We start from the raw sequence: 17531 nt of genomic DNA, 5'->3' as shown, positions 1-17531 counted from the left end.
CAAAATCCGCGTTATGGAAAGCCTGTACCGAACAAAAAGATCGTTCCGGGTTCAGTCGTGGAGACCATGACTTTAACCCATTCTGTGGAAAAGGCTTGCGCCCAGAGATTGGGTTGCGCATGCACAAAATTATGCATTGTTGTCAGGGCAAGCCAGATGCCGGCAACCTGAGAAAACATATGCGCTTTGGACGACGCAACAAGCATCATGCGAACCAGAAAGAATGCGATGCAAAATGCAAATATTCCATCGGTCGCCATGACCAAATGAGGGTTATCAACAGGGTTGCCCAACCCGCGACTTTGAAACATCGCAAATCTGGAAAGCGGCACGGCGACAAATCCGATCAGGCCGGCCCCAAGTACCGAAAGTGCCCGACCAAGGTCTAGCGTCCAACGTGGAACTGCGCCGCGTGTCCATAGGCCTCTGTGCATGCGTAACTTGTCCATCCGCGAATAGTTTTGATCCAAACGGACCAGTCTTTCGACAAAAATTTCATCTTGCCAGGTCATAATGCTCTGCCCTTTTTAACTACAATAACAGCTACAGTTTTGTGCTGAAGCGAGGCAGAATAAGGGCAGGGATGTGGAATTGTTACGAATTTGACGACAATTGGTATCAAAACTTCTGAATAATTTTTCTATTTGAGATTTGAAGCGTTCCGCAGGAATCTTTTGTCGGGCATTTCACGTATTGTAAAAGACATTGAATTTTACCAGTTGTGACTGAATTTCGCCGGATTTTTCTTGTGACATTCAGGTACAAGAGCACAAAGAAAAGAGGCCCAACATGTCCCAGGACGTTTTTGCAGCACGGTTGGCACGCCTAAACAGCGCGCATGACCAGTTAAAAGAAGAACAGGTTATTGCCGCGCAAGCTGAACGGGGTTTCTTTCCGGAATGGGTGCACAACCTTGGCTATCCCGGTTCGATGTTGTTGGCTGGTGTGCTTGGCTTCTTGACCGTTTTGATGTCGCGCTACGTGGTGTTCCACTTAAATGGTGTGCCGGGCGCGGATGCGGATGCTGACCTGACTATGCTGATCGACGGGGCCCTCGCCGCAGCTATCGCATTTGTATTGCGAACCGCACTAAAAATGACATCCAAAGAACATTTGGCCTGCAAAGCAGCGGGTATTTGGATAGGATTAACAGGTATGCATAACCTTGTGCACGCCTACCCCACAATTTGGGAAAACGCCTTTTCCCCCGAATGGGTTGAGTACACCACTGAATTGACAGAACCCAAGTCGTTCTATGTTGCGGGTATGAGCTTTGTTATCGGTGACTCATCGGGCAATAACGAAGACGTGGATGATCTGGCAGGTCAGCCTCAAGAGATCAAAATTAACCGGCCTTGAAATGTGCAGTTGAGACTTGTGCGGGTTGCTTTGCGTATTCCACTTTTCCTAAATTAGGTATCTTTAACGACAAAGGCCCCACCCGGTGTGCTGCAAGTGAAAGTGGTCTGCATGCAGGCTGTTGTAGTCGGGGCCAAGTGTGACGCGAAACCATTTACAGGCACTGTTGCGCAATTCGCGAAAGAATGGCGCACGGGCGTCTCCTGAAAGCCAACCACTGAGCAGGGTCAGCTTACGCCCATCCGAAAGAGTGACGCCTGATACATCGATGGAGTCCGCTGTGGCATGTGTGCTCATGCGTCCGGTGCTGCCGTTCGTGGAACGGATTTGACGGCAGCTGTAGCTAGAACTGTGTTGGATTTGCGAGATGGATTGACCGAAGTGTTGTTTGGCCGCTGGTTCAATCCCATGTTCAAACCACATGGCCAAACGTAATGCGGTTTGACACCGGGTTTCCACGGGGCGCAGGCTGGCACTCCCAATTCTATTCAACGACACCCGGTCTGCAATGCCACATTGGGGCGATGTGATCAGATCGTTAAGGCTGTCGAAACGTGCGCCCGTGGCGAGGGCTGTGTAACAACTTGGGCCGTCGGCCAGCGCGCGTTGCAGTTTGAATTGCGTGACGGGTGTGATGGGGTCTGTGACGTTGAGTGATTTCGTCGGGTTCCATTCTGCGGGCAACGGAGAGTTGGGGGCAAAGGCCAACAGCACCGCCCCAATACCAGCCATCAAGATCAATGTCAGCAGTGAATAGGCGATGGATGCGATCAGTCGCACTGTTCTAGCGTACCGTCAAAATGCCATCGAGGGGTTTTTTGATCTTGGCCATTTCCGGGACCGTTGCGTCAGAGGACGGGTGGCCGACAGCGATAATCATCGTCGCTTTTTCATTGTCGGGCCGTTCTAAAAGTTCGCGCAGAAATCCCATCGGATTGGGCGTATGCGTTAGGGTTGCCAAGCCGGAAACATGCAGCGCCGTAATCAACATGCCTGTCGCAATTCCAACGCTTTCGGGTACGTAGTAATGTTTGACGCGACCGCCGTCACTGTCCAACCCATAGCGTTGGGCAAAGACGACGATCAACCAAGGCGCGTCTTCAAGGTGCGGTTTGTCAGCGTCAGTGCCAATAGGGGCAAGCGCATCAAGCCATTCTTGACTAGCGCCACCAGCATAGAATTTGCGTTCTTCTTCCTCGGCGGCGGCGCGGATTTGCTTTTTCACACCTGGGTCACGCACGGCCACAAAATGCCATGGCTGTTGATTGGCACCCGAAGGCGCCGTGCCAGCCGCGGCAACGCAGGCATCAATGACCGATTGGGGCACGGGTTTTGTATCGAATTCGCGGATGGTGCGCCGCGTGGCCATATCCGCGTAATAGTTTTGAGCCCGACTTAACATCTCTTCGTCGGTCACATGGGCGCGCATTTGCAAGGGTGTGTGTGTCGGTCCAGCCATGGCTTAGAAATCCAGGTTCTCAACGCTTAATGCGTTTTGTTGGATGAATTCGCGGCGCGGTTCGACCACATCGCCCATCAGCTTGGTGAACAGATCGTCGGCCTCGGCCATGTCTTCGACACGGACTTGCAGCAGGGTGCGCGCATCTGGGTCTAGGGTGGTTTCCCACAGCTGGTCGGGGTTCATTTCACCCAAACCTTTGTAACGTTGCAGCGACAGACCCTTTTCGCCTTCGGCCAAAACGGCATCCAGCAAGTCCATCGGCCCCATGATATTCACGCTTTTGTCTTTGCGTTGCAGCGTCGCAGGCGTGCCATAGACGTCTTGCAGGGATTGCGTGAACGTGCCGGTTTTGCGCGCCTCGCCTGAGCGTAGCATGCGCCCATCAAGTGTGCGAACTTCTTCGACGCCGCGCAAGATGCGGGCCAGCCGCACGCCTTTGTCCTGCGTGATCCGGCCTGCCCAACCACGTTCCCATTCCAGCGCGATCAAGTTCAGGCGTTCTGCGACCTTGTCGGCCACGCCTTGCAAATCGCCATCAACCGCGCCGGGTACAAAAGCACCTGCAATCGCGGCTTGTTCCAGAATGTGTCGCGGATAATGCGTGGGAAAGGCTTGCAATACGCGACGCATTTGCCGGGCTTCATCGACCACACGCACCAGGTCTTGGCCCGCGATTTCTTCGCCATTGCCTTGACGCAGCATGGCGCCTTCGATGCCTTGTTGGATCAGGTAATCCTGCATCTCGGCCTCGTCCTTGAGGTACACCTCGGATTTGCCACGTGCCACTTTGTACAGCGGCGGTTGCGCGATATAGAGATATCCGCCTTCGATCAGTTCGGGCATCTGGCGATAAAAGAAGGTCAACAAAAGCGTGCGGATGTGCGCGCCGTCGACGTCCGCATCGGTCATGATGACGATCTTGTGGTAGCGCAGTTTTTTGATGTTGAATTCGTCACGGCCAATCCCGGTACCTAGCGCCATGACCATGTTGCCGATTTCCTGACTGCCCAGCATCCGGTCAAACCGCGCACGTTCCACGTTCAGAATTTTACCCTTTAAGGGCAGGATCGCTTGGGTTTTACGGTCGCGTCCTGTTTGGGCAGAACCGCCAGCGCTGTCGCCCTCCACCAGAAAAATTTCGGTGTTGGCGGGGTTCTTGTCAGAACAGTCTTTCAGCTTTGAGGACAGGAAATTCATGTCCATCGGGTTCTTGCGCCGCGTCAAATCACGCGCCTTGCGGGCAGCTTCACGGGCCATTGCGGCCTCGATGATCTTGCCAACGATGATCTTAGCCTCGTTCGGGTTTTCCTCGAACCATTCGGACAGCTTTTCGTTCACCAACCCTTCGACGGCGGGGCGCACTTCGGAACTAACCAACTTGTCCTTGGTCTGAGACGAGAATTTCGGATCAGGTACTTTGACAGACAGCACGCAGGTCAGCCCCTCGCGGGCATCGTCGCCCGTAAAGCTGACTTTCTCGCGTTTGGCGATGCCAGTGGCTTGGGCGTAGTTGTTGATGGTCCGCGTCAGCGCACCCCGGAAACCGGCCATGTGCGTGCCGCCATCGCGCTGCGGGATGTTGTTGGTAAAGGGCAGGACGTTTTCGTGGTAACTGTCATTCCACCACATCGCGACTTCGACGCCGATGTCGTCTTTTTCACCATTGATAAAGATCGGCTCGGGCATGACCGACGCCTTAGAGCGATCAAGGTATTTGACAAATTCCCGCACACCGCCGTCGTAAAACAGTTCAGAGCGCAGATGTTCGACGGGCCGTTCATCGACCAGAATGATACGCACGCCCGAGTTCAGAAACGCCAATTCGCGCAGACGCTTTTCTAAGATTTCGAAAGAGTATTCGAGATTGGAAAACGTGTCGGTCGACGCCAGAAAGCGAACCTCGGTTCCGGTTCTGTCGCCACATTCGCCAACAACCTTTAGATGTTCAACGGTGTCACCGTGCGAAAATTTGGCGACATGTTCTTTGCCGTCTCGCCAGATACGCAGATCAAGTTCGACAGACAGGGCGTTTACAACCGACACACCCACGCCGTGCAGACCGCCAGATACTTTATATGAATTGCTGTCAAACTTACCGCCCGCGTGCAGTTGGGTCATGATGACTTCGGCGGCAGATACGCCTTCTTCTTCGTGGATGCCGACCGGAATACCGCGACCGTTGTCGCTGACGGATACGCTGGAATCTGCGTGAATTGTGACGGTCACTGCGTCCGCATGACCCGCTAACGCTTCGTCGATGCCGTTGTCGACGACTTCATAAACCATGTGGTGCAGACCACTGCCATCGTCGGTGTCGCCGATGTACATGCCGGGCCGCTTGCGCACGGCTTCCAACCCCTTGAGAACCTTGATAGAATCCGCGCCGTATTCTTCGGGGGTTTGCTCGTTATCTGCCATGTTTTGGGCCCTTGTTTGATTGCCCTAAATATAAGGTTTTTTGCAGGCAATGTCACGCCGCTGGCACAAGATTTTGCGTTTCAGGTCAGAGGGATGACAAGGCCCACGCCAATTAGCAAAATGCCCGCTGTGATGTTCATGCGGCGCAGGGCGGCGGGACGTTGCAAAAGGCGTCGCGCGCGGTCGATGGATAGCGCCATCGCAAGGTTGCCAAATAGGGGGATGACCATCGACAGGCTGACGATGATGGCGATGTCGAGTGTCGTCAAAACAGTTAAATCAAAAAATCCCGGCAGCATCCCAGCATAGAATAGGATCGCCTTGGGGTTCCCAAGTATCACAACTAAACCCGCGACAAACCCGGCCCACATGCCGGGCCGGGTCAGGCGCCCATCGGTATTGATTTGTGCATCCGCGCCGCGGATCACCAGCACACCCATTACAATGAACATCAACGCGGCGGCCCATTTAAGCGCCTCAAGGAAACCGCCATAAACAGACAGCACCCATGTAATGCCAAAGATCGCCAGTAACGACCACAGCACGTCGCCGACCACAACGCCCAATGCCAATGGCCAAGCGGCGTGAAAACCACCGGACAGGCTGCGCGCGATCAATCCGACCCAGACAGGTCCGGGCGTTAGAAACAGCACCGTCAGTGCACCTGCATAAAGTGCAATATCCCAAGGTGATAACGTCACGGAGCAGACACCGCGCTGATGCCGTCTGTATCCGTCACATGCAGGTATTGCGCGCGCTCCCCCAAACTGTCGAACAGTTCCGGGCCAGTGCCGGTCATCCACGCTTGCGCGCCAAGCGCACAAATCTCGTCATAAAGCGCCGCACGTCGGTTCGCATCGAGATGAGCAGCAACCTCGTCCAATAGCAGTAAGGGCGACGCGCCAAAATCCTGCGCAAGTGCACGCGCGTTGGCGAGTATCAAAGACACAAGCAGTGCTTTCTGTTCTCCTGTTGAACAGTCTTTGGCGGGGACATCCTTGGCCGCATAAACGCCATATAAGTCCGCGCGGTGCGGCCCGATCAGTGTACGCCCCGCAGCCAAATCGCGTTTACGACCATCGGCCAGCGCATCACGTAGCTCCCCTGCTGTGTCCGGCATGCCCAACTCACCCGGCTGTAGTGTTAGGGTTGCAGTAGGAAAGGCCGTCCGCGCCCCTGCCTGAGCATCAGAAAGCTGTTTCAGCGCAGACAAACGGTTGGCATGAATGGCTGCGCCGGTTTCGGCCATACGCAGTTCAAGCGCGGCATACCAATGTGGATCACGGACCATATCCTTGAGCAAGCGATTGCGTTCCCGCATAGCTTTTTCGTACTCAAGCGACACTTGCGCATGATCAGGTATGAAACTTAGGGTCATGCGATCTAGAAATCTACGCCGCCCTTCGGCCCCTTCGATCCACAGTCGGTCCATCGATGGCACCAACCACAACACGCGCGAAATGCGCCCCAAGGCAGTCTGTGCCGCGGTCTTACCATCAATCTTGACCTGCCGCGCAGCGCCGTTCTCGGACCACGTCTCGATCTCGTGGGTCAGATGCTGCGATTGCAACACGCCTGTTAATTTCCAACCCACAGCCTCCGGGCGACGGGTCATGTCCTCAGCCGAAGACCGACGCAAACCACGACCGGGGGAAAACAGGGAAACCGCTTCTAGGATATTGGTTTTGCCCGCACCATTAGGGCCATGGATCGCCACAGGTCGCGCATCAGTCGAAACGCGCGCCAGCTTGTGGGATCGAAAATGCGACAAGGTCAGCGACGTCAAATGCAGCGCCATGACCAGCCCTTCATTGTTCTAAAAATATGCCTGCCGGAGGCGATAATTTAAACGCGCATCGGCATGACGACATAGACCGCGCTTAGATCATTGCCCTCGCGCATCAACGTCGGATCGCCGGAAGAATTGAACAGAAACACCGCATTCTCGCGATCAACCTGAGACGCAATTTCCAGCAGATATTTGGCGTTAAACCCGATTTCGAGGCGCTCATCGTTATAAGCGACAACCAGTTCTTCTTCGGCAGCGCCAGAATCCGGGGCGTTTACCGACAAGATCAGGCGATCTTCGTCAAGTTGCAGTTTTACGGCACGCGAACGTTCCGAAGACACGGTGGCAACGCGGTCCACTGCTTTGGCAAAATCAGATGCATCCACTTCCATCTTGCGCGTGTTTCCCGAAGGAATAACGCGGGTATAATCAGGAAACGTGCCGTCGATAACCTTGGATGTCAGCGTGATATCAGGTGTGGCAAAGCGGATCTTGGTTTCCGACACAGACACAGCGATTTGCATGTCGTCATCATCCAGCAACTTGCGCAGTTCGCCCACGGTTTTGCGCGGCACAATTACACCGGGCATGTCAGCTGAACCTTCGGGCATATCGCTGTCGATGCGCGCAAGACGGTGGCCATCAGTTGCCACACAGCGCAGGGCCTTGCCTTCGTCGCCATCAGCGATGTGCATGTAGACGCCGTTCAAATAGTAACGCGTTTCCTCGGTCGAGATCGCGAATTTAGATTTGTCGAACAAGCGCCGCAATTTGGGTGCCGCGATCGAAAAGTTCGACGCGTACTCAGAGGTCGCCATCACAGGAAAGTCTTCTTTCGGGAGCGTCGCGAGCGAAAAGTTCGAACGCCCCGCTTCGACCGTTAAACGGCCAGCCGCGCTATCGGCCGTCAACGCAACCAAAGCACCATCGGGCAGTTTACGAACAATTTCATGCAAGGTCGTTGCGGCAACGGTGGTCGATCCGGCGCGTTCAACTTGCGCCAGTGCTTTGTCCACAACTTCGATATCTAGATCTGTGGCGCGAAAAGATACGTGTTCGCCTTCGGCTTCGATCAGCACGTTGGCAAGGATCGGAATGGTGTTGCGACGCTCAACGACAGATTGCGCCTGACTGACTGCTTTCAAAAGCACGCTGCGTTCGACACTGATTTTCATTGTCCGTCTCCCATCGACCCTGATTGCAGTGCAGGGATGGGCACCCTAGCCGACCCACGCTGCATCACAAGTATTTTGTTTGGTTTGTCTGTCGGATCGACGGGGGCGTCAAGTCGGCGCGGCACATGCATTGCCGAAACATGCGATCTGTATGCGTGTCTGCCGCACACTGAACCACTTTTGGGGAAAAAATGCGACTAAATCGCCATTGATCACAAGATGAACCAGCCAAAGATTGAACAATGACAAAGCAGGTCACACATTCTAGCCTAGGTTAACGCGATTGATGTTTCACAAGTTAATAAGGTGCCGGTCGGTATGATGCGATTGTTTGATAGGACGCTGGGCAAATGGATCCGGCACTTTTTGTTTATTCTAGTCCGCACCTATTATGCCTTGTTTTACAATATCAGCAGTTCTGGAAAACATCTGTTGCAGAACCAATCGGGCGCGTTGATCCTTGCCACACATGTCAGCCGCCATGATGGGCCGATGATTGCCGCGGTGCTTTATCCGACCATGCGTATCCGGCCCACGGTACACTATGACGAATATTACAATTGGGCGCAGTTCTTGGCCATGTATGTCATTAGTGCGATTCCAATGAGCTCGCCTAAATCCTGGCCCGATGAAAAACGCAAAGCACGCAAAGCCAAAGTGATGGGCATCATCCACAAAGTGATGAGCAAAGAGAACGCCGTGCTTTTGTTTCCTGCCGGCAAGGTGCGCCGCCAAAAGGAAGAATTGGTTCCAGCCTACCTATCTGGCGTGCATGAAATTCTAAGCGCTGAGCCCAACACCCCCGTTTTGCTTTTACGCTTGGACGGATTGGGCCAGTTTCAGGCTGCCAACTATGATCGGTTTTGGAGCTTCATCGGCATTAAAAAAGGACGACGTCATGTGACCATAGACTTACGGTCGCTTACCGATTTGGACCCCTCTGTTGGGGTTGAGGCATTCAATGCTCGGCTTGAGGAGTTACTGAATACCCCCGTGTCCAACGATATTTGAACCGGCCACAAAAAAGGCGCCCGAAGGCGCCGTCTTTTGGGTTCTGATCAATTACGCTTCGAGAGCGCGACGCAGCAATTCCAGATCCTCGGCAATCTGCCCATCCTGCTGGCGCAACTCATCGATGCGTTTTACGCCGTGCATGACTGTCGTGTGATCGCGGCCTCCAAAGCGGCGGCCGATTTCAGGCAAGGATCGCGACGTCATATGCTTGCACAGATACATCGCCACTTGGCGGGGTCGTGCATAGCTGCGCAGACGTTTGGGGCCGATCATATCGGACAGACGGATGTTGTAGTGATCCGACACCTTGCGCTGGATTTCCTCGACGGTGATTTTACGCTCAGAGGCACGCAGCACGTCGGCAAGGCAGTCTTGGGTCAGGTCCAGATCGATCTTACGGCCCACAAGCGAAGCAAAGGCAAAAAGCCGGGTCAATGCGCCTTCAAGCACGCGGACATTGTTGGAAATGCGCAAAGCAAGGAATTCCAAAACGCCCGACTCAAGGCTGAGGTCAGGATAGAAAACTTGTTGCTGTTCGACTTTGGATTGCAGAATGCCAAGGCGCAGTTCGTAATCTGTCGGGTGCAAATCAACGACCAGACCGCATTGCAAACGCGATTTCACGCGCTCTTCAAGGTCTTTAATCTCGCCCGGGGCGCGGTCAGCTGAAATGATGATCTGTTTGTTTTGATCTACCAAAGCGTTGAACGTATGAAAGAACTCGTCTTGGGTGCTGTCTTTGCCGGCGATGAATTGGACATCGTCCACCATCAACACGTCGACAGAGCGAAAGATTTCTTTGAAATCCATCATCTTGCGATCACGCAAAGCTTGTACAAAGCGATACATGAATTGTTCGGCAGACAAGTACAGAACATTGATGTCAGGGCGGCGATTGCGCAATTCCCAACCGATGGCGTGCATCAGGTGCGTTTTACCAAGACCAACGCCGCCATACAGGAACAACGGGTTAAAAGTTACAGGCCCGCCTTCGGCCACACGGCGCGCGGCAGCATGGGCCAATTCATTGGGTTTGCCGACGACAAAGCTGTCGAAAGTAAAGCGCTTATCAAGTGCTGCAGCCGTCAGGTTTGACGCAGTCGATTGCCGCTTGGGTGCGGGTGCTTGCACAGGTGCGGTTGTTGTGTCCGAAGTCGTAGGGCGCGGCTGAGTATTGGCAGGGACGGAAAAAGCCAGACGGCGCACGGTATCGTCTTCAGTCTTCAACTCGCGCAATATCAGATCGGAGAAGTTCTGGCTAACATAGTTGCCCATAAAGTTGGTCGGGACATCAAACGTGACAATCCCATCATCCAGGGCACGAAATTCCAGTGGTTCGATCCATGTGGTGTAATTGTTCTGACCTACTGTCTTGAGCAGCCGTTGTCTCAGCTGTCCCCACTCATTCTGTGTCATGCGCGCCCTGACGTCCCTATTACAAACTTTAGTTCGGCGATCGCAGGTTCGCCGATATCACCCATCTTTTGTTCTTGGGATGAACCGACCAAGCCTCCTACAGATTGTAGGGGTCGGTTACGTGTTGGCCTTACAAAGCGGACACATTTGAACGCCCACAAATGGGATGTTCTCACGCGCGGTCCGCACACCAAACTATGTCCACAGGTCCGGTCAAAGCATACATGCCTGATCCAGAATATAAGTCATGCTAATGAAAGCACTCCCCAAACTCGTTATCGATGCACCGTCCTGTGCACCCATTCTGAGCCCGTTCCCCCAAGGCGATTCCTGATCGCTGTTCGGTGGTAACAATTTCGTTCGCGGGCCGTCTACTGATCTTGCGACTTGACTCATAGTTTTTGAAAAAAGAATCTCTGCGGCCTTTGTTTTCACGGCAGAAACGAAAAAAGCGCCGCATTTCTGCGACGCTTCACAACACAATTTAAAATTGTGTTAACCGATTGCTTTCACGCGTGCCGATAGGCGCGACATTTTGCGTGAGATGGTATTTTTGTGGAAAATACCCTTCGTCACGCCGCGCATCAATTCAGGCTGCGCAGCTTTAAGGGCGGCACTTGCTGCATCCTTGTCACCCGATTCGATCGCTTCTTCGACGCGACGCAGGAAGGTGCGGATGCGCGAACGACGCGCTTTGTTTACTTGAAAGCGTTTTTCGTTTTGACGGGCCCGCTTTTTGGCCTGAGGCGTGTTTGCCATATTATCTCGTCCCAATATTGGTGCGGTAGTTACAGAAGACGCGTCTTTAGGCGCGACTCGGTCGTCTGTCAACCTGATCCACCCAAAGAAGGGGCGCCGCAGCCGCTTACGCCACTCTTGGATGATTATTCAAATGCGCTTTGTTATTTGTCGCGGAACTGTGCCTGCCGTTTTTCGAGGAAGGCGGTCATGCCTTCTTTCTGATCTTCGGTGGCGAAAAGCGAGTGAAAGACGCGCCGTTCAAAAAGCAGCCCTTCGCTAAGGGGCACCTCAAAGGATTTATTCACCGCTTCTTTGATCGCCATGGTCGAGATCATGGATTTTTCCGCGATCTTGTGGGCGGCATTCATGGTTTCTTCCATGAACTTTTTGGGTGACACGACCCGGCTGACCAATCCGGCACGCTCGGCCTCGGCGGCGTCCATAAAACGACCCGTTAAGTTCATATCCATTGCCTTGGCCTTGCCAACGGCGCGGGTCAGGCGTTGTGTGCCACCGATTCCTGCCATTACACCAAGGTTCACTTCGGGCTGACCGAACTTGGCGGTTTCCGACGCAATGATAAAATCACACATCATCGCCAGTTCGCACCCACCGCCCAGCGCATAGCCAGACACAGCGGCGATGATCGGCTTACGGATTCGTCCGATCGCTTCGGTTTCTGGACCAAAGAGGTCTTCGGTAAAGACCTCAACATAGGTTTTATCTTTCATCATCGCGATGTCGGCCCCGGCGGCAAAGGCCTTTTCCGATCCGGTCAACACGATGCACCGCACTTTGTGATCTGCCTGCGCCGCCGCCATAGCATCGGCAAGCTCGCTAAGCAGTTGGTCGTTCAGCGCATTCAGCGCGTCCGGGCGGTTTAGGGTGATCTTTGCGATGTGGTCTTCGACTTCGACGATGATCGTCTCATAGGCCATATGATGCAGTCCAGCTGTTGTCGTTGAGGCCGGAGCATTAACATGCGCGGCGTGCGTTTCAAGTTAAGTTTGGCATGTCGTACAATAGAAAGAAGACCGCCCCGACTGAACGATGCGGCTGATCGTTGCACCGCAATTTGGTGTGCGACAGGGCAGCCCTTCGCGCCCGTATACATCAAAGCTGTGCTGAAAATATCCAAGCTCTCCATCGGCTTGCCGGAAATCCTTGAGCGATGAACCACCGGCCTCAATCGCCTCACTCAGCACATCCCTAATGATTGGAACAAGGGCCGCGACGCGCGGTTTGGAAACCTTCATTGCCTTGCGGGCAGGAGAGATGCCACCACGGAACAATGCCTCACAAACATAGATATTGCCTAATCCCGCGACGATTCTTTGATCAAGAAGGGCGGACTTTATTGGAGAATTTTTTGCTTTGAAGGCCTCAATCAAGTGCGCCTCGTGAAAATCATTGCCCAAAGGTTCGGGGCCTAAAACGCTGAGCAGCTTATGCTGGTCTGCCGATTCTGTATCCAACAGTTCCATCGCCCCGAATCGACGCGGGTCATTGAACGTAATGCGCGCTCCGTTTTCCAAATGCAGCACGACGTGGTCATGTTTTTCCTTTTGCGGGTGTTCATGGGCAAATTGCCCAAGCGGATCACCAGACACCAACATGCGCCCGGACATGCCAAGATGAATCAACAACGTCTCTCCGCTGCTGAGATCAGCAAGGATGTATTTGGACCGCCTGCGCAGGCGCAGCACCTGTTGCCCGGTCAGGCGTTCCGCCATGCCCGCAGGAAATGGCCAGCGCAAGTCTGGGCGATTCACGTCGGCCTGTGCAATCACGGCGCCTTCCATGGCGGGCGCAAGCCCACGACGTACGGTTTCAACTTCGGGCAATTCAGGCATGAGATCGGTCCTGCGTCAAAAGGGCTACGTTGTGTATGCCCGCTTGCGCTCTATAACAACGTTGAAGCGATCAGAAAGACCAGAGCCATGAGCGACGATAAAACCACGCATTTCGGATTTGAAACTGTACCCGAGGACGAAAAGGCCGGGCGCGTGCAGGGTGTGTTCAATTCGGTGGCTTCAAAATACGACATTATGAATGACGTGATGAGCGCGGGAATCCACCGCATCTGGAAAGAGGCGATGATGGATTGGCTGGCGCCACGTGCGGGTCAAAAGTTGCTGGATGTCGCTGGGGGCACTGGGGATGTGTCGTTCAAGTTCCTTAATCGCGCAGGTCACGGCCATGCTACTGTTTTGGATCTGACCGAACCCATGTTGGTGGAGGGGCGCAAGCGGGCCGAGGCGGAAAAGATGGTCGACAGCCTTGATTGGGTTGTTGGCGACGCGATGGCGTTGCCGTTCGAGGACAACACATTTGATGTTTACACTATCAGTTTTGGCATACGAAATGTCACCCGCCCTCAGGATGGGCTGGCCGAAGCCTACCGCGTTCTTAAACCCGGTGGCCGTTTGATGGTGCTAGAATTCAGCCAACTGCCAAACGAGGGCATGCAAAAACTGTATGACCTTTACAGCTTTAACGTGATCCCACGCATGGGGCAGATGATTGCCGGTGACCGCGACAGCTATCAGTACCTCGTGGAATCAATTCGCAACTTCCCCGATCAGGATACGTTTTTGGGCATGATCCGCGATGCAGGTTTTGAACAAGCCAAGTATCGCAACCTAACTATGGGCATTGCAGCTTTGCATTCAGGTTGGAAAATATAACATGCGCGGCCCGCACAATATCATACGGTTAATCCGCACAGGCGCGACGCTTGAACGCACAGGCGCAATGAACCTTGTGTTAGACGCATTCGAGGCCCCGCCTGCATTGCGATTTGTCGCCAAAGCGCTGGGCAAACCGTTTCAATGGTTGGGGTACAAGGGTGACCCGTCTATGCCGCCTGCAACCCGCGCACTGACAGCACTGGGCCCGGCATATATCAAATTTGGGCAGGTGCTTTCGACCCGCCCTGATGTGGTGGGAAATGAACTGGCCGTACAGCTGCGCGTGTTGCAAGACAAACTGCCACCCTTCACAATCGAAGAAGCCAAAGCCGAAGTGGAACGCGCACTTGGCGAGCCGGCGGACACCATCTTTTCCGAATTCAGCGAACCGGTTGCCGCGGCATCGATTGCTCAGGTGCACAAGGCGCGCTTGGCTGATGGGGGCGACACGGTTGCCGTCAAAGTCCTGCGCCCCGGCATAGAAAAGGCGTTCCGAAAGGACGTTGATGCGTTTTACTTTGCCGCGCGGATCGCTGCAATTTTTGCCCCCGGCGCGCGCCGTTTGCGCCCGCTAGAAGTCATCGAACATTTCGACGGCGTGGTGCAGGGCGAATTAGATTTGCGATTGGAATCCTCTGCTGCTGGGGAATTTGCGGCCAATACCAAGGATGACGCGGGCTTTTCCCTGCCGCAAATCCGTTGGGAATATTCCGCGCGGCGCGTCATGACACTTGAATGGGCCGATGGCGTTCCAATGGGTGACAACGATGCGATTGATGCAGCGGGGCACAACCGCGTTGATCTGTCCGAACGGGTGCTGAAATTATTCCTTATGCACGCGCTGCGCGATGGTTATTTCCACGCCGACATGCACCAAGGCAACCTGAAGGTGGCCGGGAATGGGGACATTATCGCCTATGACTTCGGGATCATGGGCCACATCGATGAATACACGCGTCGCGTCTATGCCGAGATTCTGTTTGGCTTTATCCGCAAAGATTACAAACGCGTGGCCGAGGTGCATTTTGAGGCCGGATATGTCCCCGCCGACAAAGATGTCGATGAATTTGCCCGCGCCCTGCGCGCCGTCGGTGAACCGATCTTTGGCATGGACGCGTCCAAGATTTCGATGGGGCGGCTACTGAATTACTTGTTCGAAGTGACCGAACGCTTTGGCATGGAAACACGCACTGAACTTATCCTACTGCAACGCACGATGGTGGTCGTCGAAGGGGTCGCACGCAGCCTCAATCCCAACATGAATATCTGGCAAGTCGCCTCACCGGTGGTGACGGACTACATTCAAAAATCCATCGGCCCCAAAGCTGTTGTAAGTGATCTGTATAAAACCGCGCGGGTGCTGACCCGCTTTGGTCCACGCCTGCCTGCATTGGTCGAACAAGCCCTGATTGCGCAGTCCAATCCACACCCTCCCAAACGGCAGGGGTTCTGGCGTTGGATCGTTGTGACTGGGTTGATCGGTCTATGTGCAGGCGGTGGGCTGACTCTTTTGGTGAGCGGACTAACCTAGCTCGACCCGCCCTTCATTGTTCTTAAAATATGCCGGGGTCTGGGGCAGCGCCCCAGTTCGCCGATCGATCTAAGCTCACCGCTCAATCGCAAGCGCAATTCCCTGACCGCCACCAATACACATGGTAATCAGCGCTTTTGACCCGCCGATCCGCTCAAGCTCATAAAGCGCTTTGACGGTGATGATCGCACCCGTCGCCCCGACGGGATGACCCAAAGCAATTGCGCCACCATTGGGATTTACAATGGCTGGATCAAAACCAAGATCATTGGAAACAGCGAGTGCTTGGGCGGCAAAAGCTTCGTTGCTTTCCACGACATCAAAGTCGCTGGCTGACAACCCTGTTCGTTCAAGCAGGTTACGCACTGCGGGGATCGGACCAATGCCCATAACCTCGGGGCGCACGCCGGCATGCGCATACCCAAGCACGCGCGCGCGCGGCTTCAGGCCTGCTTTTTCTGCTGCTTCTGCCGTGGCCAAAACGACAGCTCCGGCACCGTCATTGATGCCCGAAGCATTACCTGCTGTGACGGTTCCATCTTTCTGGAACACCGGACGCAGACCGCCCAAAGCATCAAGGCTGGTTGCCTTGGGATGTTCGTCAACTTCAAACGCGACTGTATCGCGTTTTACGCGTACCTCGACTGGGGTGATCTGGCTGGTAAACCGCCCGTCCGCGATCGCGGTCGCCGCGCGCTGCTGACTTTGCATAGCGAAAGCATCCTGAGCCTCGCGCGTGATTGAATGTTCCGCGGCAACGTTTTCAGCCGTCACTCCCATGTGTCCTGTTCCAAATGGGCAATTCAACGCGCCAAGCATCATATCAAGCGTGCGCACGTCGCCTATTTTTGCACCCCAGCGTTGATCGGGAATGATAAACGGGGACCGCGACATGTTTTCGGCACCACCAGCAAGGCCAAACGAGGCATCCCCCAGCATCAAAGACTGAATAACTGACACAATCGCCTGCACACCAGACCCGCACAAACGGTTCACATTCATTGCAGGCACAGTGTCTGGCACCCCGGCTTGCAACGCCGCGACACGAGATAAATACATATCGCGCGGCTCAGTGTTGATCACATGGCCAAAGGCGACATGCCCAATTTGACCACCTTCAACGCCGGACCGTTCAAGGGCCGCTTTGGCGACCGTTGTACCAAGATCGATAGGTGTCGTGCCTGCAAGCGATCCGCCGAATGTGCCGATGGCGGTGCGCGCGCCGCCTAAGATGACGATGTCATTGGTCATAATGATCCTTTCAATTTGCGTCATGATGACGCCGCAGTGTCTGCAATGAAAGCCCCACACCTTGACAGAGACGCAACGGCACGGGCATCTCTCCGTCATGACGGATGAAACAGACGCTATCTTATCCCTTCTGCCTGCTCGCTTGAAAGAAGCGCGGCGGGTGCAAGGCCTGTCGCTTGAGGCAGTCGCAAAACTGTCGGGTGTCAGCCGATCCATGGTTAGCCAGATCGAACGCGGCGAATCCTCGCCCACCATTGCGACGTTATGGAATCTGACGCGCGCACTTCAGGTGGATTTTGCAGGCTTGCTTGAAGATGGGCCTGAATCCAACATTGAGGTGCTGCGCGCTGCTGATGTGCCAAGCATCGAAAACCGTGGTGCAGGATGCACCATTCGCATTCTTAGCCCACCCGAAGATGCCGGGCGGCACGAGGTGTATGAACTGCGTTTTAACGAAGGTGGCGTGCTCGATAGCCAACCGCATCGGCGAGGCGCGCGTGAACATCTGACTGTCATCGACGGTAAGCTGACCGTGACAAGCAACGGTACCAGTCAAAAAATGGGGCAAGGCGATACAGCGCGTTATGCCGCAGACGTGGCGCATAGCATCGAGGCGTCGCGACCAAGTCGTGCGTTTTTGGTGGTGCAGGACGCATAGTTTCCAACTTCACGGATTATTGTCCGG

Annotated in this window: 17 protein-coding genes; 5 read left to right on the top strand and 12 right to left on the bottom strand. The window is 54.4% G+C overall.

The features are described 5' to 3' along the window. Positions 1-11: 11 nt before the first annotated feature. Positions 12-512 (bottom strand): hypothetical protein, encoded by a 501-nt coding sequence (locus ABJF76_RS06775; RefSeq protein ID WP_413819007.1) that lies wholly within the window; start codon positions 510-512, stop codon positions 12-14. A gap of 277 nt (positions 513-789) precedes the next feature. Here ABJF76_RS06775 and ABJF76_RS06770 point away from each other — a divergent pair, with 277 nt between their 5' ends. Beyond that, on the top strand, positions 790-1359 hold the full coding sequence (locus ABJF76_RS06770; protein ID WP_413819008.1) for a hypothetical protein: 570 nt from the start codon (positions 790-792) through the stop codon (positions 1357-1359). A gap of 63 nt (positions 1360-1422) precedes the next feature. Here the strand turns inward: ABJF76_RS06770 and ABJF76_RS06765 are convergent, their stop codons facing one another. The 6 genes from ABJF76_RS06765 to dnaN all read right to left on the bottom strand — a co-directional run bounded on the left by ABJF76_RS06765 (position 1423) and on the right by dnaN (position 8203). Next, positions 1423-2139: an extensin family protein gene (locus tag ABJF76_RS06765; protein WP_413819009.1), complete on the bottom strand. Its 717-nt coding sequence runs from the start codon at positions 2137-2139 to the stop codon at positions 1423-1425. Between the two features lie 4 nt (positions 2140-2143). Next, on the bottom strand, positions 2144-2818 hold the full coding sequence (locus ABJF76_RS06760; protein WP_413819010.1) for a nitroreductase family protein: 675 nt from the start codon (positions 2816-2818) through the stop codon (positions 2144-2146). A gap of 3 nt (positions 2819-2821) precedes the next feature. After that, entirely contained in the window at positions 2822-5239 is a 2418-nt protein-coding gene (gyrB, locus tag ABJF76_RS06755; RefSeq protein WP_413819011.1) for a DNA topoisomerase (ATP-hydrolyzing) subunit B, read from the bottom strand. Positions 5240-5319: 80 nt separating this feature from the next. After that, positions 5320-5940: a LysE family translocator gene (locus ABJF76_RS06750; RefSeq protein ID WP_413819012.1), complete on the bottom strand. Its 621-nt coding sequence runs from the start codon at positions 5938-5940 to the stop codon at positions 5320-5322. After that, positions 5937-7037, bottom strand: coding sequence for a DNA replication/repair protein RecF (gene recF / locus ABJF76_RS06745; protein WP_413819013.1), 1101 nt, complete (start codon positions 7035-7037; stop codon positions 5937-5939). The genes ABJF76_RS06750 and recF overlap by 4 nt, the downstream gene beginning before the upstream one ends. A 47-nt stretch (positions 7038-7084) precedes the next feature. After that, a complete protein-coding gene (gene dnaN / locus ABJF76_RS06740; protein ID WP_413819014.1) occupies positions 7085-8203 on the bottom strand; it encodes a DNA polymerase III subunit beta in 1119 nt (372 codons plus the stop codon). Positions 8204-8521: 318 nt separating this feature from the next. Here dnaN and ABJF76_RS06735 point away from each other — a divergent pair, with 318 nt between their 5' ends. After that, a complete protein-coding gene (locus ABJF76_RS06735; RefSeq protein WP_413819015.1) occupies positions 8522-9214 on the top strand; it encodes a 1-acyl-sn-glycerol-3-phosphate acyltransferase in 693 nt (230 codons plus the stop codon). A gap of 51 nt (positions 9215-9265) precedes the next feature. Here ABJF76_RS06735 and dnaA read toward each other — a convergent pair whose 3' ends face one another. The 4 genes from dnaA to mutM form a co-directional block, all read right to left on the bottom strand. Further along, entirely contained in the window at positions 9266-10633 is a 1368-nt protein-coding gene (gene dnaA, locus ABJF76_RS06730) for a chromosomal replication initiator protein DnaA (RefSeq protein ID WP_413819016.1), read from the bottom strand. Positions 10634-11128: 495 nt separating this feature from the next. After that, positions 11129-11392: a 30S ribosomal protein S20 gene (gene rpsT, locus ABJF76_RS06725; protein WP_413819017.1), complete on the bottom strand. Its 264-nt coding sequence runs from the start codon at positions 11390-11392 to the stop codon at positions 11129-11131. Between the two features lie 143 nt (positions 11393-11535). Continuing rightward, the gene (locus ABJF76_RS06720; RefSeq protein ID WP_413819018.1) at positions 11536-12312 is read right to left on the bottom strand and encodes an enoyl-CoA hydratase; all 777 of its coding nucleotides are present in this window, start codon (positions 12310-12312) and stop codon (positions 11536-11538) included. A 63-nt stretch (positions 12313-12375) separates the two neighbouring features. Further along, complete coding sequence (gene mutM / locus ABJF76_RS06715; protein WP_413819019.1) at positions 12376-13227, bottom strand: bifunctional DNA-formamidopyrimidine glycosylase/DNA-(apurinic or apyrimidinic site) lyase; 852 nt, start codon at positions 13225-13227, stop codon at positions 12376-12378. Between the two features lie 87 nt (positions 13228-13314). Between mutM and ubiE the strand changes: the two genes are divergently transcribed. Then, entirely contained in the window at positions 13315-14061 is a 747-nt protein-coding gene (ubiE, locus tag ABJF76_RS06710) for a bifunctional demethylmenaquinone methyltransferase/2-methoxy-6-polyprenyl-1,4-benzoquinol methylase UbiE (protein WP_413819020.1), read from the top strand. A gap of 1 nt (position 14062) precedes the next feature. Next, positions 14063-15595, top strand: coding sequence for a 2-polyprenylphenol 6-hydroxylase (gene ubiB / locus ABJF76_RS06705; protein ID WP_413819021.1), 1533 nt, complete (start codon positions 14063-14065; stop codon positions 15593-15595). A gap of 75 nt (positions 15596-15670) precedes the next feature. Here ubiB and ABJF76_RS06700 read toward each other — a convergent pair whose 3' ends face one another. Continuing rightward, on the bottom strand, positions 15671-16846 hold the full coding sequence (locus ABJF76_RS06700) for an acetyl-CoA C-acyltransferase family protein (protein WP_413819022.1): 1176 nt from the start codon (positions 16844-16846) through the stop codon (positions 15671-15673). 97 nt (positions 16847-16943) lie between these two features. Here ABJF76_RS06700 and ABJF76_RS06695 point away from each other — a divergent pair, with 97 nt between their 5' ends. After that, entirely contained in the window at positions 16944-17504 is a 561-nt protein-coding gene (locus tag ABJF76_RS06695) for a helix-turn-helix domain-containing protein (RefSeq protein WP_413819023.1), read from the top strand. The last annotated feature ends 27 nt before the right edge of the window (positions 17505-17531 follow it).

The organism is Tateyamaria sp., assembly GCF_039940735.1.
GTDB lineage: Bacteria > Pseudomonadota > Alphaproteobacteria > Rhodobacterales > Rhodobacteraceae > Tateyamaria.
This window is presented reverse-complemented; position numbering and strand designations above follow the sequence as displayed.